This is a genomic window from Paenibacillus sp. sgz302148, from assembly GCF_056120465.1.
Map to the genome: position 1 here is coordinate 13,711 of NZ_JBVYOJ010000013.1, position 19,264 is coordinate 32,974.

Here is a 19,264-nt window from a genome sequence, read left to right on the forward strand (position 1 = left end):
CAGCTGGCAGTCATTCAGCCCTGCCTGTTCAAAGCGTCGATCGCAAAATCCAGCTCGAAATCGAGCCCTTTCAAATATTTCTCCTCGAAAGCCTCTTCATTGAACGGAATCTTCACATCCGGCGCCACACCACCCTCACCAGTATAGTCGCTATCGCCTTGAATCGTTTCATTGGCGTCAAGCGATCTGCCGTCCGGGAGATGGACCGAATACCCCTCCGGCATCCGGATCTCGATCGGGCTTGTCGCCATGCCGAAGGAGCCGTTCGTGCCCGTCCTCCCGACAATGGTGACGTTCGGCATTCCTTTCAGGGCAAGCGGCAGCCCTTCGCCGGAGCTGGTCGTCCTGCTATTGATCAGAACGGCGATTTTGCCGCCGTAATACGGCTGCTTCGGTTCGATGTACCGGGTTTCACTGCGATTGATCTCGAATCGGCCCGTATACCTGTTATAATAGCTCGTATACTCATAGAACCGCTTCTCCTTGACGAAATATCCCGCCAATCTAGTGACCAGCCCGTCATAACCGCCCGGATTGTCGCGCAGATCGATGACAAGGCCCTTGATCCGCTCCCGCTGGAACCGTTCCAATGCATCCTTCAGCGCTTGTTCGGATTCGGACCCGAACAACTCGGTAGGATACCTTCGAATTCGGATATACCCGTAGCCACCGTTCAATACTTTCCCTTCGACCGTGGCGCCGTCGTCTGCGCTTATCAGCGTTTTATACTGGTCGTCGTAAGCCTGAAGCGTCGCTTCGCGGACGTCGGTTTCGCCCCAATTGCGGAATGTGACCTGTATGCTTCGACCGATCGGCGCTCGGGTCAAAAACCGTTCTTGATTGCTCAGCCTCGCTTGTTCGGTAGCCCAAGGGCTGATCGGCGAAGCGGTGTCCGCCAAAGCCGCCTTGACGTCTTTCCCGTCCCAAGCGACAATCTCGGCACCCACCTTGATCCCGCTCCGTTCCGCCGGGCTGTCCTTCAGCACGAGGTTCATCAGTGCCCGCCCGTCATCCAGCCGGACGACGCCAATCCCGAAGCCGCCCCCGATCACTTGCTTCATCACGTTCGGATCTTCGTTCTTCAGCGCCACATGCCCGTCGTGAATCGAAAATACGTAATCCCGCAGCGCCTTGGCATACGCTTCCTTGTTATGGTCTTGCTCGGCTTGCCGAAAGATCGGTTCGAATTTCGCCTTCAGGGCGTCCCAGTCGAGCTTTTTCCATTCGCTGAACGGATATTCGACCGCAATTCGCGCATTCAGCTTCTCAAAAGCCTCGGCATATCCCATGCGACTAAAATCGCTGACGGGATTGTACCTCAACTCGCCGGCATAGATAAACCCGAGGGCGAGCGGAGCCAAGCCGCACAGGCAGAAAACTACCCGAACGATGCGGCCTCCCGCCTTATTCCAACGTGCCCCTGGTTTTATCAACCTTCTCACCGTGCACAAAAACACGATCGCCGTCACGGCATACAGCAAAATCGCGATATCGGACATATCGCCGCCGATCCAGCTTGCAATCGCGATGACGACCGCCGCCGCGGGCACAAAATCAACCCACCTGTGCAGCCGCTTCACTGGCAGGGCATACGCGACAAGCGCGCCGGCATTCATCAACAATAACATCGTTTGCAAGACGGTCAGCCATTTAAACGAATCGAAAATCCACGGAAATCCCATCCCATTCCTCCACCTCTGATTTTGAATAATCAATCGACGGTTCGAATTATAGGGGGGAAATCTGAAGATTTTGTCTAGAAATTTCTAATGTTTTTATGAAAAAAGCTCCTATTCGAAGCCTTCGATGATTGCCTACTCCACCCTGCGCTCGGCCAAATAATCCGCCGGAGCAAGCCCGGTCACCCGCTTGAACACGCGGTAAAAATACGACGGGTCCTTGTAACCGAGCGTTTCGGATATTTCCGCCACGGTAAGCGTCGAATGGCCCAGCATATAAATCGCCGTTTTGACCCTCTGCGCATGAACAAAGTCGCTGATCGTCTGCCCGGTGTGCTTGCGGAACAGCATCGCGGCATAGTTCGGGCTTTTGCGAGTGACTTCCGCCAGCTGCTCCTTTGTCACGTGTTCCCGGTAATGGTTCTGGATGTACGACTTCATGAGCTCGACCGTTTGCACCGTCACCGCGGCTGGCTCGCCTTGATCCATTTCCCTGTTGATATAAACAAGAAGCTCCGTACATAATGCCTGGCACATCGTTTCATAATACGGCGTCTTCTCGGCCCACTGCTCCATCATCACCCGGAGCCGCTCCACAAAAAGTTCATATTTGGTCGTACGCAGCCGGATCGTGTCCCGGGACTGCAGAATAGGCAGCAAATTTGGGCCTGGGTCAACCGTAAAACGGATGACGTATTTGGCGTGCATTTGTGTCGGAATGCTTTTGGCGTAAAAGGCGGTCCGGTCCGGAACGAGCAGCAATTGCCCTTTCTCCAGCACGATTTTATCCCGATCGATCCAATACACACATCGGCCATAAGTAACCCAAACAAAGTTCCAGCAGCTTTCCCGCTCGTCTTGCTCGACGAACCAATCGCCGGCAGGGCCGGATGTTATCGATTCAATGCGGATCATCCAGGTCACCTCCCCATCTGACTATAGTACATTTATCATACTATAGTTCATAGATTATTTCCTCGACTCGGACTACAATGATCGGGTAATGTTTAAAATCCAGACCAAGGGATGAGTGAATATGCGCAAAACAAAAATTCTTTGTACGCTAGGTCCGGCTTGTGATTCCGTTGCGACGCTTACGCAAATGATCGAAGCCGGCATGAACATGGCCCGCCTGAATATGGCGCACGGCGACCTGGATGAGCACCGCAGACGGATCGCGGCCGTACGGCAGGCGGCGGAGCTTGCGGGAGTCACCATTCCGATCCTGATGGACATCAAAGGCCCGGAAATCCGCATCGGCCAGCTGCAAGAGCCTTCTTACGAGCTGCAAATCGGCGACAAGCTCATCCTGACGACGGAGCAGATTGTCGGCGACTCTCGCCGCGTCTCCGTGTCGTATGCCGAGCTGACGCAGGACGTCGCTCCCGGCGCGCTTATTCTGATCGATGACGGCTCACTCGAGCTGAAAGTCGAAGCGATCGACGGCCGGGACGTCATTTGCCGGGTGCTTAACGCGAGCCAGTTGAAGCCGCGCAAAGGCGTCAACCTGCCCGGCGTCCACACTTCGCTGCCCGGCGTGACGGAACGCGACGTCATGCACTTGAAGTTCGCCGCCGAGGAGAACATCGACATCGTCGCGATGTCGTTCGTCCGTAACGGAGATGACGTGCGCACGGTGAGAGGGCTGCTGGAGAGCTTCGGCATCGGCCATGCGCCGATCATCTCCAAGATCGAAAACGAAGAAGGCTTGGATAACCTCGCCTCCATTCTGGAAGCGTCGGACGGCATCATGGTCGCGCGCGGCGATCTTGGCGTCGAAATTCCTTGCGAGGAAGTGCCGATTGCGCAGAAAACGATGATCGAGCAATGCAACCGCGCCGGCAAGCCGGTCATTACGGCTACGCAAATGCTCGACTCCATGCAACGCAACCCGCGCCCGACCCGCGCCGAAGTGAGCGACGTAGCGAACGCCGTCCTGGACGGAACCGACGTCGTGATGCTGTCCGGCGAGTCCGCCGCAGGCAAGTATCCGGTCGAGTCGGTGCGCATGATGGCACAAATCGCCGAGCGCGCGGAGGATACGATCGATCATGACCAAGCGTACCGGAAAATAAGCCAATCGATTGCCGCGGACAACGTCACGGAAATCGTATGCCAATCGGTCGTCGAAGCATCGCTTAAATTGGATGCGGCCGCGATCTTGACCCCGACGGAAAGCGGCTTTACGGCGCGCATGATCGCCAAATACCGGCCGAAATCGCCGATCATCGCCATGACGCCGAATAAGCAGGTGCTGCCTTATTTGACGATGATGTACGGAATTACGCCTGTTCTTGGCGTGAAGAGCGAATCAACGGATGAGCTCATCCACAATTCTTTGGAAGATGCCAAGTCCAAAGGACATATCCGCGAAGACGACTACGCCATTATTTCCGCGGGTATTCCGATCGGCCAATCCGGCTCGACCAACCTGATGAAAATCGTGAAAATTTAACGATCCGCAAAAGCCGTTTGCCGACCGACATTCTCAAATGTCGCGCCGACAAACGGCTTTTCTTTTTTACACGATTACGCAATGTAAAATATACTTGACATTATGAATGATATTTATTACATTGTGTATATAAAACTTAACTCAAGCTAAAAAGAAGGTAAAGGTGGTATCGTTCATGACCTATCAAGAAAAGAAAAGCATCGTATCGTTAATCAGCGCCATCCTCATTTTCGTATCGTATAGCGCGTACAAATACGTGCAGTATCCGGAGGCGGGGCTTGCGGCAACGGAAGCCTATCGTTATTGGGGCTCCTTCGTCCTCGTCCTGACTTTGGTTTCCATCGTTGCGCATATTGTGATCAGCATTGTTTTCAACATCGTCTTTCGGATAACGACCGGAGAGAAGGAACCGGCATTCGCGGACGAACTGGATAAACTCATTGAGCTAAAAGCGAACCGAAATTCTTTCTTTGTGTTTATCCTCGGTTTTCTTCTTGCCATGGGAGCGCTGACCATCGATCAGCCGTTACAAGCGATGTTCGTGATCCTGATCGCCTCGGGATTCATTTCTGATGTGACCGGCTCCCTTACGAAACTTTATCATTATCGGAGAGGAGTTTAAGATGGGTAAAAATCTTGTCGGCAATCACATCCGAAAACTACGATTCAATAATAACGAAATGACGCAACAGCAACTCGCTGACAAGGTAGGCGTTACAAGACAAACCATCGTGGCTTTGGAAAAGGGGAACTACTCCCCTTCTCTGGAACTGGCTTTTCGCATCGCTCACGCCTTCAGCTTGCCTTTGGAAGAGGTATTCTTCTACGGGGATAACAGTGAAGAGTAAGAACTAGGTATAAAGGAGAGGTCAAAAATGAATACAAACAAATTAGCGGCCAAAGTTGTGGGAGTCCTGTTTATCGTTGCGGCGGTTTCGTCGATCATAGGTGTCATTTTATACGATCCTATCTTAAACGGCCCCGATTACCTGATTAATGGTTCCGCTCATGCCAACCAAGTGATACTGGGAGCTCTTATGGAGTTAATTCTTGTCGCTTCGGCTGTCGGTACTTCGATTACAATGTTCCCGTTTTTAAGAAAATACAATGAGACGTTAGCTCTTGGACACGTTTGCTTCAGGTTTCTTGAGGCCGTCATCATCACGGTCGGCATCATCAGCGTACTGTCTTTATTGACCTTAAGTCGGGATTTTACAGCTGCAGCTGTGCCGGATCCCGCCTCTTTTCAAGCTTCGGGCACATTATTAAAAGCCGTACATGACTGGACATTCATGCTTGGGCCTAATTTTATGCTGGGTATAAATACGATGATGTATAGTTACATCTTTTATCGATCCGGACTCGTCCCCAGGTTTATTCCCATCTTGGGTATAACGGGATCAGCACTCGTTTTTATTGCAGCTTTGTTGGAAATGTTCGGTGTCATTCCTCAGCTTTCGGTTTGGGGTGCTATTTTGGCGCTGCCGGTTGCTGCGAATGAAATGATCCTCGCAGTATGGCTCATCATTAAAGGCTTTAACTTATCCGCGCTCAATAACAGCATACAACAGAAATTTGTAGGGTCGGAGTGTTGACTCCTTATTAAAAAAAATAGTGGAGCAGCATGCCGCGGCAGTTGCTCCACTTTTCGTTCATTAAAGGGCTGCCTTCCAGCTATAGTTCCTCCCCATATACGATCGACTCGATCCGTTCTATGCTAAGGTGGAATAGCTCCGCTAGCTTCTCCATGTCGATTCCGCTACGGTACCGTCTCACAATATCCGCGTTCCGTTCGCGTAACTCCTCCCGGCTTCCCGTCGCCGTTCCCCATGCTTTCCGCTCTGTGCATGGAATGTACAGATGCTTGCCCTGTACGTATTTTTGGATTTCTTCGATAAGCGATTGCGGGAGCACCTCTTTGGCGTTTACATACTTTTTCAACGTTCCGCAACCCGTCTGGTCATTCGATTTTGCACCGAAGGAGCGGAGCCTTGAAAATAAAAACCTTCAGCGAAAAGTTCGAGAAAACAGTCATAGTCCCGAGACGATACTCGACCGCTGGCAAAGATGATGTCCAATTGTTTCATCGAGGCGATCACAGCCTGTATAAATCGCCGCTTTTCACTGCGGGGTAGCCGATGCATCGGTCTGAAATGGATGCCAGTATCCCAAGCGCCATATCCGTCGTACGTTTTTCCATTACCTTTGTCCTTAAACCAGCTTACCTGATAGTAGGCAATGCCTGCAATCTCTCCGCTTTCCTTGTCCTTCATAGTCAAAAATACGTGATCCGGCGTCAAGCTGCCAAAGTTTGCACGAAACTCGTCGGCAAGGCACTCCTCACGGTCCTCGTTCAAAATACGTATAATATCGGATATTTCCGCCGGGTTCACTGGCTGAATGCCGTCTACGTTCAATTGTTCCGGAACATTCCATTCATCGACCTCCAGTTTGAGCAGCGCAAGGAAGTAGGGATCGGCCCGAAAGCCATAACGTTCCCAGAACGTGATCTCGTCATTGCGGATTTGGCCTGGATCTAATGAAATAAACCGGCCTATCAATTGTCCGCCGTGAGCCCGTGTTATTTCCGAGCAACGATCGAGCAAAGGCCTCAGCTCCTCTTCGCACCCGGACTCAAACCCTATGGAGAGAAGGCCGTTTTTATTATTCTCGGATACTCGAACGCCTGCAAAAGCAACGATGTGTTCGTCACGAATCGATACGAATCCTTGAATAGCCGCACAAGCAGCACGATCATTTCAGAAAAAAGAGCTGTGCAAATGCTCGGGTGATTCGACATAGTGCTTTTTTTGATCATGTCTAAGCGAGTTCTTGATCAGATCTCTGATACGGGAGAAATCGTCTGTATCCCGCAATTCTCTTATGATGCCGGTTGACATTGTACATCGCCTCCTTAAATTAAGGGAACTATGTACAGTTTTACTTATTTTGCCTTTACATTCAACATTGAGAAAAAGTAAAAAAAACTTTATTCATGAGGGACACTTCCAATCCGTATTCTGGCTTGCCTAGCCACTGACATTAGCCATACGCAATAGGCGATCATGACGAGCCGATTGGGCCAACCGATGAACACATCAGGACCGAATTTCCCGCCGTTTTGCGACAGCGTTACAACCAATATCACGATCATCAAGAGAAGACTCATCCAAATAAAATTTGCTGACCACAGAAGCGATCTTCGCGCCGGTGACCACGATGGTATTCGAGCCAGTGAACGGCTGATAAGTATTGCTGCAATCGTCTTACCGGGAATGCCAATCATCGCAGCCAAACCATGAAGATTGCCGTGGGTGGTCAACTCCTCCTTGCTTGCCGTCATGGGGTCCGCTGTAAATACGGCAGCTGCTGCTATCGCGACTCCGCTAATCAAAAGCAAAACTAGACCGATTTTGCCTCCGATAGTGCTTATCTGCGTGCGGATTGCTGCGAATAAGGCAATACTGCCTATGGACATACTCAGAAAAGCGAGCATCATGACCCAACCGTAACGTCCGATCGAATATTCGCTGACCATTCGCCACGAAGGATCAAACTCAGGTTTAAGGAAATGCAGAACAGCGAGCAATACGAGAAACGCAGCGGCTGCCCCCCATGTAAGCCGTGCCGCCGTCAGTGGAATCGACATCGCCTTCTTAGTCGTAACAGTTTGCATAACATAACCTCCCATAAATAATTGTTTTCTCCGTTATCTCCGTTTTCCTCGCTGTTCCGCATGTCTTTTCAACTACATTGGTAGTCGAAGCGCCTTATTGCTTAACGATTTGCCATGTGACGCCGAATTTGTCTATAACTTCGCCGTAATAGGCTCCCCAAGGCTGAAGTTCGAATGGATATTTGACTGCACCGCCCTCGCTGAGATTCCCATAGGCTTCCCGTGCTTCAGCCTCGCTTTCAAATGCCAGCGCCAGCGCAATGCCGCGGCTGCTTTCGGCCGGTTCAAAGGCATCGGACAAGAACAACGTATTCCCGCCAGCTACCGTCATCACCAAATGCATGACTTTGTCCTTGATCGCTTCCGGCGTTCCCGGCGTCTGACCGTAAGTCATCACCGACAAGATTTCGCCTCCGAGTGCTTTCCGGTACATATCGGCTTGGGATCGTGCATCTTTCGACATCAAATAAGGGGTTAGCTGTGCTTTCATGTTCATCAACCTTTCTCAGTGGGTTTGAATTTTGGCCTCTACCAACACAACGAACGAAGAGCGACAAAATCGACAGATCCTAAAAAAATTATTTTTTGTTTCAAATGATTCTGAGGATGCGAAGGAAATACATGAGATACATCGGAATGACCAAGAAGTTCTTCAATATAAACAATACGGATTTCGATAAATCCCGAACGTCAATCGAAGAGTTGCCAGCCAAATTCATTACCCAACCCACGACGGCTTCGCTGCTTATCGTCTCCGTCGCAAGCTTAAGGCCTGGAATAATCGCAAATTGAAACCAAAGGTATTGCCATACCGCCGTAGCGATCATTTCAGCAATGATCAGAAAGGTCAGTTCATGTAGAACAACCTTCTCTCGATTCTTCCATCCGATCCAAACAATCGCAACGAATAAGCCGATACGCAAGATCCATAGAATGACTTCGAGGGTTTCCGGGGTATAACCTGTGTACATCTGATAGCCCCTAATAACGGAAGGCACTAATGCCAAGATCACCAACACGATATTCGAAAAATAAAAAGCGAACCCCCAGGAAACGAAGCGAAATGGAGCCAGCAAGAAGCGTATAAGGGCTTGTCGAACGGCCATCGTTAATTCTCCCCTTTCATCACCATAGATAGATGAAATCCTCCTGATGCCGTGTTCACACGGAGAACATGTTCTCCGGTACCGGATTGGCCAAGCAAGCGATGATCGGATTTTTCCAGAAATTGAATTCCGGTCAGATCGATATCTCCTTTGCCCGTTTCGCTTTTGAAATCGACTTTCAAGGATTCCGGATAACGCTCAAATTTGACCTCCACATCACCTTTCGCCGTCTCCAGACGACAATCACCCGCGAATTCAGTACCCATTAGATGAATATCTCCCGTTTGGACGCTTACGAGTGTGCTTTTGCTCTCGATATCTTCAAGTTTGATATCAGCCACGTTCGATGTTATACGGATTGCCTCATATACCTTGCGAGGAAGGCTTACTTCGACCCTTTCACGATAGAATAGAACGCCGATATTGAAGCTAAAAGGGTCTTTCCTCGTCACTTCTATTTTCAGTTGTCCGTCCTCCTCTGATATTTCTACCTTATACAACTTTCCGCGGCTCTCTTTGCTCGCTTTTAATTCTGCTGTGACAGCATCCCCATCGGATGGCTTCACGATAATGTCCGTATCCGGAGAATCGATCGTGATTGTCCGAAGCGGTTGATTTGATTCAAACTGCTTGTGTGCCAGAGTATAGAACTGGTTGACGCCAGTAACCCGCAAGGTATAGATAACTCCGCTAATTCCAATTGCGAAAAGTACCAATGCGATGATGATGACCTTCTTCATATCGTTGCTTCCCCCTTTACAAGCTTAAGTTGGATCTTGGTTGAAGCGAGTGCCCACTTGCTAAGACGTTTCCCGATTAGGTACAAACCGGTTGCTCCGAGAATGCCCAAGCTGAAAAATGTGATGGATAAAAAAATATAGAGCATCAAGTCGGTACGGTCATAGAAAGGCATCGTCGCGAGTAGTGTCAGAGGTGCAATCAATAGCATCACAGGTAAAATGCAGATGAAGAGGAAACCGCCGATCGCAGCGAGTACGGGGATCAGTCCTATAAGTGCTTTTAAGCCGATGCTCATCGTAGCCGACACCGCACGCAGCATACCCGAAAATGATTTTGTCCGCTCCGCCGCAACGATCCGGTATTCGGCGATCAGTTCTTTGACGATCATACCGGGTTCGCCAAGCTTCCGGCTAATTTCCTCTTCGGTCAATCCGGCTTCCAATCCTGAAGCGAAATACTCTTCGAAATCGCTGATGATGTCGTTTCGTTCACTCATTGGCAGTCGCTTAAGTCCCGCTTCCAATCGAAGCATATACTTATTTTTGTTCACGCTTCATTTCCCCTTCGATGAAATTGTGAATCGCCCCAGAGAACTGATTCCATTCCTCCAGTAAATCTTCCATGTATTTCATGCCGGTATCTGTCATGGAGTAATATTTGCGTGACGGGCCTTCCGTCGAATCGACTTGGTAAGTGGATAGGAAGTTTTGCGCTTTCAGTCTGCGTAACAACGGATACAACGTCCCTTCGGCGATGTCAATTTGCTTGGAAATGCTCTCCCCTAGTTCAAACCCGTAATAATCTCTTTTTGAAATTAAAATGAGCACACAAAGTTCAAGTACGCCTTTTTTAAATTGAACATTCAAACTGCGGTCCCCCCCATATATAGTCATCATTCACTACTGAACTTTGTTCACTACCTCAGTTCAAGGATTAACTTAATTTTCCACATCTCGATAATAAGGGTAATAAAAATATTTCGCATCCGACTTGCGCCGCAAAATCTGCTGGACTTAAGTCGAGGCAGGCGGACCCAATTGCCTCATCAACTTAGCAATTAAGAAGAAATCACATTTCCAGCGGTATGGTAGTATGGAATCGTATCTGATAGGATATATAACCTGATGGAAGAGGTGTCAAGCATGCAAGACCGGAATTACACGATGGTGCAAGCAGGTCTGTTCGAGAAGCTGGGAAGCGTTACGGAAGCTCCTGCTAAGGGGAAATTTTTCTTGAAGGCTCCTCTTGAGTTAACCGGCATGGAGGTTTCGCTGAACCAGCTGCCTCCCCGGGGGGAGGTGCCTTTCTATCATAAGCACAAGGAGAATGAGGAGTTGTATGTGTTTATTCGCGGCCAGGGACAGGTTCAAATTGACGGCCACATTCTCGAGGTGACGGAAGGAAGCGCCGTACGCGTTGCACCGCAAGGTGTACGTGCTTTGCGGAATACGTCCGAGACGGAGGATCTGATCTTTATCGTCGTCCAGGCCAAGGAACACAGCTTGACCCAATGGGTGATGACCGACGGCATTATTCTCGAAGAACCTGTGAAGTGGTGAGTTAAACGAAAGGAACGAAGCTTTCAGTAAGTATGAAAGTCCTGAATATAAAAAGCCAACTAACGAACTCTTTCGTAGTTGGCTTGTATTATATTTTCCCTTATATCTGATTGACCTTGCTCATTTCTTCAAGCATACGTTTTCGAACGATGATGGGGTTAAGATCGGGAGAAGTAATGTGCTTCACATAAGATGAGGCACTATTCTCGATTTGGTCATCCATCGCCTTGACCGCGCCATACAATTTATAAGGCGGCAGGAACGCCATGCCGATTTGATTGGAAAACACTTGAATGGGTCGGACCAGTTCGCTGATCGTATAGCCGATTAAGCCACCCGACTGATAGGAAGCTTCATCGCTTCCAATCGACATGGCAAGAACGAGCTCTTTCCCCGCAACGGCTTTACCGCCCGCTCCGAACAGCCACGATGTCGTGAACACGTCATCGAGCCATTGCTTGAGCAAAGCCGGCGCGCTATACCATTGGATTGGAAATTGCAATACGATGCGGTCATGCCGCGCAACGAGGTCTTGTTCATTCTCCGCGTTGATTGCAAAATCAGGGTATGCCTTATATAGTTCATGAACCGTTATTTGATTCGGGTATTCACGCAATTCCGCCAGCCAGCGTTTATTTACGCGAGACTGTTCGATCTTCGGATGAGCTGCAACGACTAGTATTCTCATCGATCTCCTCCTTTTGCTTCGGCCTCGATGGTTTCTTTCATAACCTCTGCTCCGCGATTTACCCTCGCTTGAATCTCGGTACCCAGATGTTCCGGAAGGAAATCGGTGATCCATACGAGCTTGGCGTCGTTGTCGCCATGCGGGAGAACTTGGAAGGATGCATGATGATGCAATAGCGGCATGCGTCCTTCTTTTACCGCATACGCCATTCGACGTTCCTTTTCATCGATAGAAACGATGAGCTCGCGCACCATGCCGCCGTTTGGCAGAATGAGCGTTCTTTCGTGACCGTTCATAAGAGTGTTCTCGGTATAGCCGGGGACCAGACGATAATGAACAGCACCTACGTCGCTGACCGCATCCCATACTTGCTCAGGCGAGGCATCAATCAAAATCTCCTTGCGAATCGTTGGCAAATAATCACGCTCCTTGAGCTTATTATATTTTTGATTGAGTTATCAGTCAATATTAAGGTGTGAAAAATATTGACGTTTATGCAAACAGCCGCCGGCTCTAAAAGCCAGCGGCTGTCCATATTTCCTTACTTGACTTCGTTCAGGCGCTCTTCCAGGCGATCCCAAGTTTCGGTGATGCCCTGCAGCATGCCCATATCCATGACGGTCTTGAGAGCCTCCGCGGACACATATTCGCCGCGATTGACCAGCTTCGTCTTGCCGCCCAGATCGACGAATTCCAGCGTGACCTCGGTCGACGGCATGGAGTCATTCGAATTGCCTTCGGCATCCGAGAAGTAATCGGTATAGACGATCTTCTCCGGCTCGACAATTTCCTTATATACTCCTTTGCCCCAAGATTCCATGCCGTAAAATTGCCCTTGGTTCTGATCGACACACTTCATGCAGTAGTGCCAGGTGCCGCCTGGACGGAAATCAATGGTGCAAACCGGAAGCTCCCAGCCTCTTGGCCCCCACCAACGCTTCAGATGCTCGGGTTCTTTAAACATCTTAAACACGAGATCGCGCGGTGCGTCGAATACGCGCTCCAGCACCAGCACCCGATCGTTCTCTACTCTCGAAACCATTGCGTTGTTAGACATTGTAATTCCTCCTTGAATTGTATAAAATTTTTGGTTTTATAATTTTTCCTTGTTTTGCAGTTCCCGCAAGTATTGTTCCAGATTGTCCAATCTGTCTTCCATGACGCTTCCGAAGGACTTCACCCAAGAATCCAGCGCTTGGAAGGGCTCGGGCCGGAGCTTGTAGATCCGGCGGTTGGCTTCGGCCTTCACCTCCACAATCCCGCTCTCGCTAAGCACCTTCAAATGCTTCGAGGCTTGGGGCTGGCGAAGACCCAGCAGATCGGCGATCTCCCCCACGGTCAGGGGACCGTCCCGCAAAAGTTCGACGATCGCCATACGTTTCGGTTCGGCCAAGGCGCTCAGCGTTGTCATGTCCATGCCCGGATTCTTCCCTGACATGTCGCTCACCTCGTTACATGATGGTCTCTCGGTATCCTCTCATCCCCTTCATCATTATGGTCATCTTCCTGTTGATTTCAATATACACTATCAGGAATATTCCTGTCAAGGAATATTAGTAAAATAAATGGCGACGTTTCGTTGAGGATGCCATTTGAGCAGCATACCGCTGCAGACACCAAAAGGAGCTTGGTAAAGGGGAATAAGGTACAAAAAAACGATACTACTTAAGTATCGTTTGGTTATTTTTAAGCGATTCGTTCACGGCACTATTCGTTTCGATCACGGGCCTTTTTTATGCCCGGCTCTGCCGATACGCCTCCTTCACCCGTTCGATTTGGGCGAGGTGGTCACGGACATGCTGAACGCGGTATTCCAGCAGTTGCTTGAATGTGAACCGCTCCTGATCGACATACACCCCCACCCGCTCGCTTTGATCGCTAGTCAGATTGTCCAGAATCGTCTGCATACTGGAACGCAGCAATTTGAACAGAAGCAGATGCTGTTCTCGGTCCATTTGATCATACCCTAAGTTGTTCGCCCACACGTCTTGATCAAACGAAATCAGAATCGGCTCCTCCTCCGCCAATACTTTTTTCAACCGAGATGTAGACGAGATCTCGGAATCCGTCACATGTATGAGAATTTGATGAATGCTCCATTTGTCAGGTGCGGGCTTGTACCGAAGCTCCTCCTCGACCAATCCTTCAATGGCTTCCCGCAGCATTGCGTAGCCGCGACCGTATTCTTCAATCAACGCTTCCAAAAGTATCCCTCCCTTGTTTTCGAACCCGATTCCCACTTATTGTAGTACGATTCAGAGTTATTGGGAATTAAAAAAGAACAATTAGAAGGGGCAGCGGCTTTTCGAGTACCTAGAAGGCATGCAGATCAAGCTCAAGAAGACTAGTCGTTGAACGGCCCAGCGTACTGGATATATGGTTTACCGTTTAAAAGCAATCAATCGGAGAAGTATCGCGATTCATCGATAATTTCCCGCCATGGCCGATAGGTCGCCTCTACCGCCGATTTTCCGTTACGCCGCAAATATTCGTTTACGACCCGGTACCCGACCGAATAGCCGGCATATGCCGGGATGCCCGCCTGCGGATTGCCGAACATGTAGCCCATGATAACCGGAAACCCGGTCGTCGACAGCGCTTCCCGATAGATCGGTTTGACCTGCTCATGCTGTTCGTCGTCAAGCGAATGAACCCAGGGGCCTAGTTTGTCTTCCCCGTACATTTCGGCGGCAAAAGCTTCCGCCAGCCCCTCGACCACGATATATTGGCCGACTGTCGTATTCGCGCTCCACGGCTCGTAGGACAGCCGGACGTTATGGTGAAATTCGTGTGCGGTAATCGCAGGGAGCCGCGGCACGTTGTAGTCGCTCGGCCATACGAGCACAATCGCTTGTCCCGGCGTTCCGCCGAAGCCGGTGTAGCCATGCAGATGCCCGAACTTTGTAGGGCTCGCAAGGACTAGCGAATACTGGAGAGCATCGAGGAAGATGCCGTAATCCGTAGGTCGCAGTAGTCGTACTGCTTGTTCGATTGCTTCCAGGCATTTGTGCCAAGACCCGGCTCGCTCGAGCCAGGCGATTGCCTCTAGCCCTTCCTTGCCATCCGGATCCGGCGGGTACACCCCCATCAATCCTGTTGGATCCGATGTATCTTGCCCAGGCGGCATCTTCGCCAGCATCGATTCCCAGAACGGCCTGAGCGGCTCGATCACCAGTTCTCTGTAAATGCCCGATCTCTGCTCCGGCGCGGCCTCCAATACGAAACGTTGGTTTCGCAGTATATCAATTCCGTTAATAATCATCTATATTCCTCCCTAATACGAATCTCCATTGTCCGTTTCGAGAGAAGCATATACCTTTACGTAACGTGAATGTCAAGCTTACGAAAATCTTTTATAACGCATGATTCTAAGGTACATCGTTTTATCTTTGAACAAGAGGAAAGGAGTGATATCCGGCTTGAAATTCACTTCAATAATCCAAACTTTCCCTCTACGGTCCAATCCCATGTCCAATCCAATGGTACGCAAGCTGGGAAAGGAATGATGGAGCCGTTCGGCCGCTATAAGGGAAATGGCGTGAATGCGGCTCAGCGCTTCTTGTCGGCGAGGTTTCAAGATGCACCGATGAAGCGCTTCTTCCGCTTTCATGATCTCTCCGGCTGCATTGGTAATGACATAGCCCCTTGCCGCTACTTTTGCGAAGAGACCGGTTACGGTCCAAGGCGACTTCGAATTACGCTGCACCATGACCCTGATATCGAAGGGCTGGCCGTTTATGGTTAAGAGGGGAATCCGTTGTTGAACAATGTAACGATGATACCTCCGGAAAGAATAAATGGGCTGGATTCCGCGAAATATTGTTCTTTTATGTTCTGCATGAAGCTCGTAACGGCGGTTTGGTTTCGCCAAAACCTGAATCACGCCGTAACCGTGGCACCCTCGTCGCGGTTTGAGGAAAATGCCCTCATACTTATTCAACAGTGCTCGGACATTCTCTTTCCCCATCAGCCGTGTGTCCGGCAAGGCAACGAGAAGCCGGTTATCCTTCTTCATGATGCGGTAATGTACCCATTTGTCTCTTACCATGGTTTATGTTCCCCACCATATCCTCGACGTTTCAACCAATCCGGTTTACGGTAAAAGCACTTTCAGATACTTCAATTGTGGTATCCGCTATCAGATTAACGCGAACATCAAGCACATCACCTGCAGAAAGACTCAAATGGATCGTTTTGGCGACATGTGCCTGAAGAATAAGAGAAGTGTTATCGGAGGTGAATATATTACCGGTAAATTCGACTATAGAAACGGCGACTTCGGCATCTTGGACAAAAATAGAACCGGTACCTGCCTCCCCTATAAATGTATCTACGTCAAGCGTAAATCTTAAACTGATGGAAAGTTCATAAACTCCCGATTGCATAATGGTGATTGTATCTTTCATTGGATCTACGATTACATTTAAAGCGGGGCCTGGCGTGTCAAAATCAACCTTCGTCAGCTGTTGTGTTACTGTTTGTTGCACCGTTTGATAAAGAGAACCGAAAGCAGGCGGCGTGCCAGGTCCTGCCGGCCCGGCAGGGCCTTGTTGTCCTTGTACTCCTTGTTGTCCCTGCACTCCTTGTACGCCTTGCACTCCCTGTGCTCCTTGCGGCCCGGCTGGGCCTCGTGGGCCTTGTGGTCCTTGCGGACCCCGAGGACCTCTTATGGGGCGAATTCCCACTATGTTCAACCTCCTGGTATACAACCGAATTTGCCAAGCACATTTCATTTCAAAGCCGCCTCTTTCCGCAAAACACCTCCTTGTACATACAACACATCTTATGTGCAGCTAAACGGAAGAAGATTGGACGTGTATCTAACGAGGAGGTGCATGCATCCCTATTTATTTAAAATTAGTCAACCATCCTATTAGGTCCAACAGATTCATAACCGGAACACACTGTGTTGACATCGTGTATACAAACGGATTACAATTACCTTATTATTTTCAAGGGAGGCATCGGCGAATTGGATACGAATTTGCACATCCGCATATCCAAGGATCTCAAGGATAGTTTTCAACAGGTCGCAAAAGACAATAATAAAGATACTTCTTCTCTTGTGCGGGACTGGATTTCGGCTTATGTAGCCGAACATCAGAAATCCGATGAAGCCATCGCGGCTGACCTGTATATGGCAGGGTACCAGTTGCAACAAGCGCTTGGGGGGAGAGAAAAAGTCAGTAAGGAGTTTGCAAAACAATTGCAGGAATATTCCTTAACAGACCAGCCAAAATTCGCTCAGCTTATACTAACCACCTACTTGGACCTGGATCTGACCATTCCTTCGAGTGTCTCGAAAACGTACAAGGGGTTCGCTTATTCTCAAATGTTTTTGCTCGGCTTAATCGGGGATAAGCCCAAGGAAAGATGATCGTTTCATACCTGTGCATGTAAAGCTGAAAACAAGGAGTGATCACGTGAAGAAAAAAATAGGGCACGTTTCGATTTTGGTGCGAAACTATGACGAGGCTATTGATTTTTATATCAATAAGGCAGGGTTTGTATTGTTATCGGACAATAATTTCGGGAACGGCATGCGATGGGTAACGGTAGCGCCGTCAAAAGATTGTGAAACGGCGATTGTTTTCGTTGAAGCCAATACGAATGAAAAAGCCGAGAGGGTAGGCAATCAAGCCGCTAACCATGTGTTCCTAGTCGTACAAACGGATGACTGTTATCGAGATTATGAGGAAATGAAGTCCAAAGGGGTAAAATTTTTCGGCGAACCGAAGGAAGTTCCTTGGGGAGTCGAGGTCGTATTCGAGGACCTATACGGAAATCGACTCGATCTTCTCCAGCATAACGGATTCTAAAAAAAAGCAGCCACTCAAAAGAGTGGCTTTCATTATGGCTATTTTACATGCTGATCCGGTCTTTCGGCGGGTTTTTCGGCCAGAGCGTGTAGCTGAAGCTAATGACCGCGTCAATGGCAAGCACCACGGACCACCCTTTTACAAGGCCAAGGAGCGTTTCGGTTTGCTCGGGATTGCCCACGAACCAGATCATGCCGTACAACAGCGCCACGCCGATGACCCAGGCGAGCAAATGCCGGTACCACCCGACCCGCTCGCGGCGGGCGCGTTCCTGGCCGTACTTCGCCGCTTTTTGCGGGGCGGCCCCTCCGGCAAAACGATACGCGAACCGTTCGTCCGCCCAGCGAATCATCGAATGGCCGAAGGCGATCGTCACGCCGATATAGATCGCCGCCAAGCCGTGAAAGAAGTCCGCTTTGGCTCCGCCGCTCAAATCGACGACAGTAAAAATGAGCAGCAGCAAATCGATCACCGGTGTAAGCAGCAGCAGCACAGCGCCAAGCTTCTTCTGCCGAAAAATATACCGGGCGATTAAACCCGCTAGCACGACAACCCAAAAACCGATTTCACACGCCAAAATCAACCAACCGATCATGCTCTCGCTCCTCCAAATCCATTTCTTTCTTTTTAACACGATTGTATTATTTAATCTAGCACGATTGTATTAAAAAAGCAACACATGGTATACTAGGGACATGCCAAAAATCGTTGAGCACGACAAACGCAAGGAAGAGCTGGCCGAGGCCGCATGGCGGGTCATCCGGCGCGACGGGATCGAGCACGCTTCGGTACGCAGCATCGCGCAGGAAGCAGGCATGTCGGTCGGGTCCATGCGCCATTATTTCTCCACCCAATCGGAGCTGTTCGCCTTCTCGATGAGCCTGGTCGCCGAACGGGTGAACAGCCGGATCAGCGCCGTCCATTATACCGGGCATCCGATCCGGGACATACAGACGCTGCTGTTCGAACTGATGCCGATGGATGAAGAACGACATGCGGAAATGGAGGTTTGGTACGCTTTTACCGTCAAAGCGCTATCCGATCCGGAGCTTCATGGATTAAACGAAAAGATTTATTTGGAGATGCGAACAGGGATGGCGAGGATTATCGAGGGGCTCGTGCACACCGGCCTCGCAGCGCCCGACCTGAATCAAGAGGTCGAGATCGAGCGGTTGTCTGCGCTTGTGGACGGACTTTCCGTTCATCGCATCATTCAGCCGAATCATATTTCCACCGAAATGCTGCACCAAGTCATCGTTCGTCATTTGGAGTCGCTCTGTTTGAAGGAACGTTTGTGAAGCTGGCAGGCATTGGTGCTATTTTTTCACGCCGCACTGGTCATGGAAAGACGGCTTGCGCCGCCCATTGGCGCTTTTCGTTTACAGCTTGAGACCAATGCCTCGCCGCATTCTTCACCTTTAAGCTCAATGTCTTGTCGACCGGAATGTACAGGGGCGATCGAATTCCATTGCAATTCGTACAATGGAATCCTCTGATTTTTCGAGAATCAGGCAATCCATTGTAAAATGTGCAATCAAAAT

General features: G+C 49.8%; 27 protein-coding genes. 8 read left to right on the forward strand and 19 right to left on the reverse strand.

The window, feature by feature from the left end; all coding sequences use genetic code 11:
• Window positions 1-14 precede the first annotated feature (14 nt).
• Both AC0LWM_RS19435 and AC0LWM_RS19440 read right to left on the reverse strand, forming a co-directional pair.
• Window positions 15-1,682, reverse strand: coding sequence for a S41 family peptidase (locus AC0LWM_RS19435; protein WP_474676650.1), 1,668 nt, complete (start codon window positions 1,680-1,682; stop codon window positions 15-17).
• A gap of 132 nt (window positions 1,683-1,814) precedes the next feature.
• Complete coding sequence (locus tag AC0LWM_RS19440) at window positions 1,815-2,594, reverse strand: helix-turn-helix domain-containing protein (protein ID WP_474676651.1); 780 nt, start codon at window positions 2,592-2,594, stop codon at window positions 1,815-1,817.
• A gap of 121 nt (window positions 2,595-2,715) precedes the next feature.
• Between AC0LWM_RS19440 and pyk the strand changes: the two genes are divergently transcribed.
• The 4 genes from pyk to AC0LWM_RS19460 all read left to right on the forward strand — a co-directional run bounded on the left by pyk (window position 2,716) and on the right by AC0LWM_RS19460 (window position 5,729).
• On the forward strand, window positions 2,716-4,134 hold the full coding sequence (pyk, locus tag AC0LWM_RS19445) for a pyruvate kinase (RefSeq protein WP_474676652.1): 1,419 nt from the start codon (window positions 2,716-2,718) through the stop codon (window positions 4,132-4,134).
• Window positions 4,135-4,309: 175 nt separating this feature from the next.
• Window positions 4,310-4,756, forward strand: a complete 447-nt coding sequence (locus AC0LWM_RS19450; protein ID WP_474676653.1) for a hypothetical protein — start codon at window positions 4,310-4,312, stop codon at window positions 4,754-4,756.
• 1 nt (window position 4,757) lies between these two features.
• Window positions 4,758-4,982: a helix-turn-helix transcriptional regulator gene (locus AC0LWM_RS19455; RefSeq protein WP_474676654.1), complete on the forward strand. Its 225-nt coding sequence runs from the start codon at window positions 4,758-4,760 to the stop codon at window positions 4,980-4,982.
• Between the two features lie 27 nt (window positions 4,983-5,009).
• Window positions 5,010-5,729: a DUF4386 domain-containing protein gene (locus AC0LWM_RS19460; protein ID WP_474676655.1), complete on the forward strand. Its 720-nt coding sequence runs from the start codon at window positions 5,010-5,012 to the stop codon at window positions 5,727-5,729.
• A gap of 79 nt (window positions 5,730-5,808) precedes the next feature.
• Here AC0LWM_RS19460 and AC0LWM_RS19465 read toward each other — a convergent pair whose 3' ends face one another.
• From AC0LWM_RS19465 to AC0LWM_RS19500, 8 genes are all read right to left on the reverse strand, one after another.
• A complete protein-coding gene (locus tag AC0LWM_RS19465) occupies window positions 5,809-6,075 on the reverse strand; it encodes a CD3324 family protein (protein WP_474676656.1) in 267 nt (88 codons plus the stop codon).
• Entirely contained in the window at window positions 6,072-6,740 is a 669-nt protein-coding gene (locus AC0LWM_RS19470) for a hypothetical protein (protein ID WP_474676657.1), read from the reverse strand. Before AC0LWM_RS19470 ends, AC0LWM_RS19465 begins: the two co-directional genes overlap by 4 nt.
• A 383-nt stretch (window positions 6,741-7,123) precedes the next feature.
• Window positions 7,124-7,810 (reverse strand): DUF998 domain-containing protein, encoded by a 687-nt coding sequence (locus tag AC0LWM_RS19475; protein WP_474676658.1) that lies wholly within the window; start codon window positions 7,808-7,810, stop codon window positions 7,124-7,126.
• A gap of 94 nt (window positions 7,811-7,904) precedes the next feature.
• Window positions 7,905-8,300 carry a VOC family protein gene (locus AC0LWM_RS19480; protein WP_474676659.1) on the reverse strand — a complete coding sequence of 132 codons (396 nt, stop codon included), beginning with the start codon at window positions 8,298-8,300 and terminating at the stop codon, window positions 7,905-7,907.
• A 100-nt stretch (window positions 8,301-8,400) separates the two neighbouring features.
• A complete protein-coding gene (locus AC0LWM_RS19485) occupies window positions 8,401-8,916 on the reverse strand; it encodes a hypothetical protein (RefSeq protein ID WP_474676660.1) in 516 nt (171 codons plus the stop codon).
• Between the two features lie 2 nt (window positions 8,917-8,918).
• Window positions 8,919-9,656: a DUF4097 family beta strand repeat-containing protein gene (locus AC0LWM_RS19490; protein WP_474676661.1), complete on the reverse strand. Its 738-nt coding sequence runs from the start codon at window positions 9,654-9,656 to the stop codon at window positions 8,919-8,921.
• Entirely contained in the window at window positions 9,653-10,207 is a 555-nt protein-coding gene (locus AC0LWM_RS19495; RefSeq protein WP_474676662.1) for an HAAS signaling domain-containing protein, read from the reverse strand. Before AC0LWM_RS19495 ends, AC0LWM_RS19490 begins: the two co-directional genes overlap by 4 nt.
• Complete coding sequence (locus AC0LWM_RS19500; RefSeq protein ID WP_474676663.1) at window positions 10,194-10,523, reverse strand: PadR family transcriptional regulator; 330 nt, start codon at window positions 10,521-10,523, stop codon at window positions 10,194-10,196. Before AC0LWM_RS19500 ends, AC0LWM_RS19495 begins: the two co-directional genes overlap by 14 nt.
• Before the next feature lie 276 nt (window positions 10,524-10,799).
• On the opposite strand from AC0LWM_RS19500, the gene AC0LWM_RS19505 reads away from it, so the two are divergent.
• Window positions 10,800-11,216, forward strand: coding sequence for a cupin domain-containing protein (locus tag AC0LWM_RS19505; protein WP_474676664.1), 417 nt, complete (start codon window positions 10,800-10,802; stop codon window positions 11,214-11,216).
• Window positions 11,217-11,316: 100 nt separating this feature from the next.
• Here AC0LWM_RS19505 and AC0LWM_RS19510 read toward each other — a convergent pair whose 3' ends face one another.
• The 8 genes from AC0LWM_RS19510 to AC0LWM_RS19545 all read right to left on the reverse strand — a co-directional run bounded on the left by AC0LWM_RS19510 (window position 11,317) and on the right by AC0LWM_RS19545 (window position 16,502).
• Window positions 11,317-11,904 carry an NAD(P)H-dependent oxidoreductase gene (locus AC0LWM_RS19510; protein WP_474676665.1) on the reverse strand — a complete coding sequence of 196 codons (588 nt, stop codon included), beginning with the start codon at window positions 11,902-11,904 and terminating at the stop codon, window positions 11,317-11,319.
• Window positions 11,901-12,320 (reverse strand): SRPBCC family protein, encoded by a 420-nt coding sequence (locus AC0LWM_RS19515; RefSeq protein ID WP_474676666.1) that lies wholly within the window; start codon window positions 12,318-12,320, stop codon window positions 11,901-11,903. The genes AC0LWM_RS19510 and AC0LWM_RS19515 overlap by 4 nt, the downstream gene beginning before the upstream one ends.
• Window positions 12,321-12,445: 125 nt before the next feature.
• A complete protein-coding gene (locus tag AC0LWM_RS19520; protein WP_474676667.1) occupies window positions 12,446-12,961 on the reverse strand; it encodes an SRPBCC domain-containing protein in 516 nt (171 codons plus the stop codon).
• A gap of 36 nt (window positions 12,962-12,997) precedes the next feature.
• Window positions 12,998-13,342 carry an ArsR/SmtB family transcription factor gene (locus tag AC0LWM_RS19525; RefSeq protein ID WP_474676668.1) on the reverse strand — a complete coding sequence of 115 codons (345 nt, stop codon included), beginning with the start codon at window positions 13,340-13,342 and terminating at the stop codon, window positions 12,998-13,000.
• A 295-nt stretch (window positions 13,343-13,637) separates the two neighbouring features.
• Entirely contained in the window at window positions 13,638-14,108 is a 471-nt protein-coding gene (locus AC0LWM_RS19530; protein WP_474676669.1) for a DinB family protein, read from the reverse strand.
• 194 nt (window positions 14,109-14,302) lie between these two features.
• Complete coding sequence (locus AC0LWM_RS19535) at window positions 14,303-15,166, reverse strand: DUF2268 domain-containing putative Zn-dependent protease (RefSeq protein ID WP_474676670.1); 864 nt, start codon at window positions 15,164-15,166, stop codon at window positions 14,303-14,305.
• Between the two features lie 78 nt (window positions 15,167-15,244).
• Entirely contained in the window at window positions 15,245-15,952 is a 708-nt protein-coding gene (locus AC0LWM_RS19540; protein ID WP_474676671.1) for a YheC/YheD family protein, read from the reverse strand.
• 31 nt (window positions 15,953-15,983) lie between these two features.
• Window positions 15,984-16,502 carry a hypothetical protein gene (locus AC0LWM_RS19545; RefSeq protein ID WP_474676672.1) on the reverse strand — a complete coding sequence of 173 codons (519 nt, stop codon included), beginning with the start codon at window positions 16,500-16,502 and terminating at the stop codon, window positions 15,984-15,986.
• 374 nt (window positions 16,503-16,876) lie between these two features.
• Between AC0LWM_RS19545 and AC0LWM_RS19550 the strand changes: the two genes are divergently transcribed.
• Together AC0LWM_RS19550 and AC0LWM_RS19555 are read left to right on the forward strand one after the other, a co-directional pair.
• Window positions 16,877-17,281 (forward strand): hypothetical protein, encoded by a 405-nt coding sequence (locus AC0LWM_RS19550; protein ID WP_474676673.1) that lies wholly within the window; start codon window positions 16,877-16,879, stop codon window positions 17,279-17,281.
• Between the two features lie 46 nt (window positions 17,282-17,327).
• On the forward strand, window positions 17,328-17,723 hold the full coding sequence (locus AC0LWM_RS19555; RefSeq protein WP_474676674.1) for a VOC family protein: 396 nt from the start codon (window positions 17,328-17,330) through the stop codon (window positions 17,721-17,723).
• A 43-nt stretch (window positions 17,724-17,766) separates the two neighbouring features.
• Here AC0LWM_RS19555 and AC0LWM_RS19560 read toward each other — a convergent pair whose 3' ends face one another.
• The gene (locus AC0LWM_RS19560; RefSeq protein WP_474676675.1) at window positions 17,767-18,318 is read right to left on the reverse strand and encodes a hypothetical protein; all 552 of its coding nucleotides are present in this window, start codon (window positions 18,316-18,318) and stop codon (window positions 17,767-17,769) included.
• Between the two features lie 100 nt (window positions 18,319-18,418).
• Here AC0LWM_RS19560 and AC0LWM_RS19565 point away from each other — a divergent pair, with 100 nt between their 5' ends.
• The gene (locus AC0LWM_RS19565) at window positions 18,419-19,021 is read left to right on the forward strand and encodes a TetR/AcrR family transcriptional regulator (RefSeq protein ID WP_474676676.1); all 603 of its coding nucleotides are present in this window, start codon (window positions 18,419-18,421) and stop codon (window positions 19,019-19,021) included.
• The last annotated feature ends 243 nt before the right edge of the window (window positions 19,022-19,264 follow it).

What these genes read in the sequence shown, in the direction of transcription:
- AC0LWM_RS19435 (WP_474676650.1), bottom strand. Translation starts at nt 1,682, where the DNA reads ATGGGATTTCCGTGGATTTTCGATTCGTTTAAATGGCTGACCGTCTTG.
- AC0LWM_RS19440 (WP_474676651.1), bottom strand. Translation starts at nt 2,594, where the DNA reads ATGATCCGCATTGAATCGATAACATCCGGCCCTGCCGGCGATTGGTTC.
- pyk (WP_474676652.1), top strand. Translation starts at nt 2,716, where the DNA reads ATGCGCAAAACAAAAATTCTTTGTACGCTAGGTCCGGCTTGTGATTCC.
- AC0LWM_RS19450 (WP_474676653.1), top strand. Translation starts at nt 4,310, where the DNA reads ATGACCTATCAAGAAAAGAAAAGCATCGTATCGTTAATCAGCGCCATC.
- AC0LWM_RS19455 (WP_474676654.1), top strand. Translation starts at nt 4,758, where the DNA reads ATGGGTAAAAATCTTGTCGGCAATCACATCCGAAAACTACGATTCAAT.
- AC0LWM_RS19460 (WP_474676655.1), top strand. Translation starts at nt 5,010, where the DNA reads ATGAATACAAACAAATTAGCGGCCAAAGTTGTGGGAGTCCTGTTTATC.
- AC0LWM_RS19475 (WP_474676658.1), bottom strand. Translation starts at nt 7,810, where the DNA reads ATGCAAACTGTTACGACTAAGAAGGCGATGTCGATTCCACTGACGGCG.
- AC0LWM_RS19480 (WP_474676659.1), bottom strand. Translation starts at nt 8,300, where the DNA reads ATGAAAGCACAGCTAACCCCTTATTTGATGTCGAAAGATGCACGATCC.
- AC0LWM_RS19485 (WP_474676660.1), bottom strand. Translation starts at nt 8,916, where the DNA reads ATGGCCGTTCGACAAGCCCTTATACGCTTCTTGCTGGCTCCATTTCGC.
- AC0LWM_RS19490 (WP_474676661.1), bottom strand. Translation starts at nt 9,656, where the DNA reads ATGAAGAAGGTCATCATCATCGCATTGGTACTTTTCGCAATTGGAATT.
- AC0LWM_RS19505 (WP_474676664.1), top strand. Translation starts at nt 10,800, where the DNA reads ATGCAAGACCGGAATTACACGATGGTGCAAGCAGGTCTGTTCGAGAAG.
- AC0LWM_RS19510 (WP_474676665.1), bottom strand. Translation starts at nt 11,904, where the DNA reads ATGAGAATACTAGTCGTTGCAGCTCATCCGAAGATCGAACAGTCTCGC.
- AC0LWM_RS19520 (WP_474676667.1), bottom strand. Translation starts at nt 12,961, where the DNA reads ATGTCTAACAACGCAATGGTTTCGAGAGTAGAGAACGATCGGGTGCTG.
- AC0LWM_RS19525 (WP_474676668.1), bottom strand. Translation starts at nt 13,342, where the DNA reads ATGTCAGGGAAGAATCCGGGCATGGACATGACAACGCTGAGCGCCTTG.
- AC0LWM_RS19535 (WP_474676670.1), bottom strand. Translation starts at nt 15,166, where the DNA reads ATGATTATTAACGGAATTGATATACTGCGAAACCAACGTTTCGTATTG.
- AC0LWM_RS19540 (WP_474676671.1), bottom strand. Translation starts at nt 15,952, where the DNA reads ATGGTAAGAGACAAATGGGTACATTACCGCATCATGAAGAAGGATAAC.
- AC0LWM_RS19560 (WP_474676675.1), bottom strand. Translation starts at nt 18,318, where the DNA reads ATGATCGGTTGGTTGATTTTGGCGTGTGAAATCGGTTTTTGGGTTGTC.
- AC0LWM_RS19565 (WP_474676676.1), top strand. Translation starts at nt 18,419, where the DNA reads ATGCCAAAAATCGTTGAGCACGACAAACGCAAGGAAGAGCTGGCCGAG.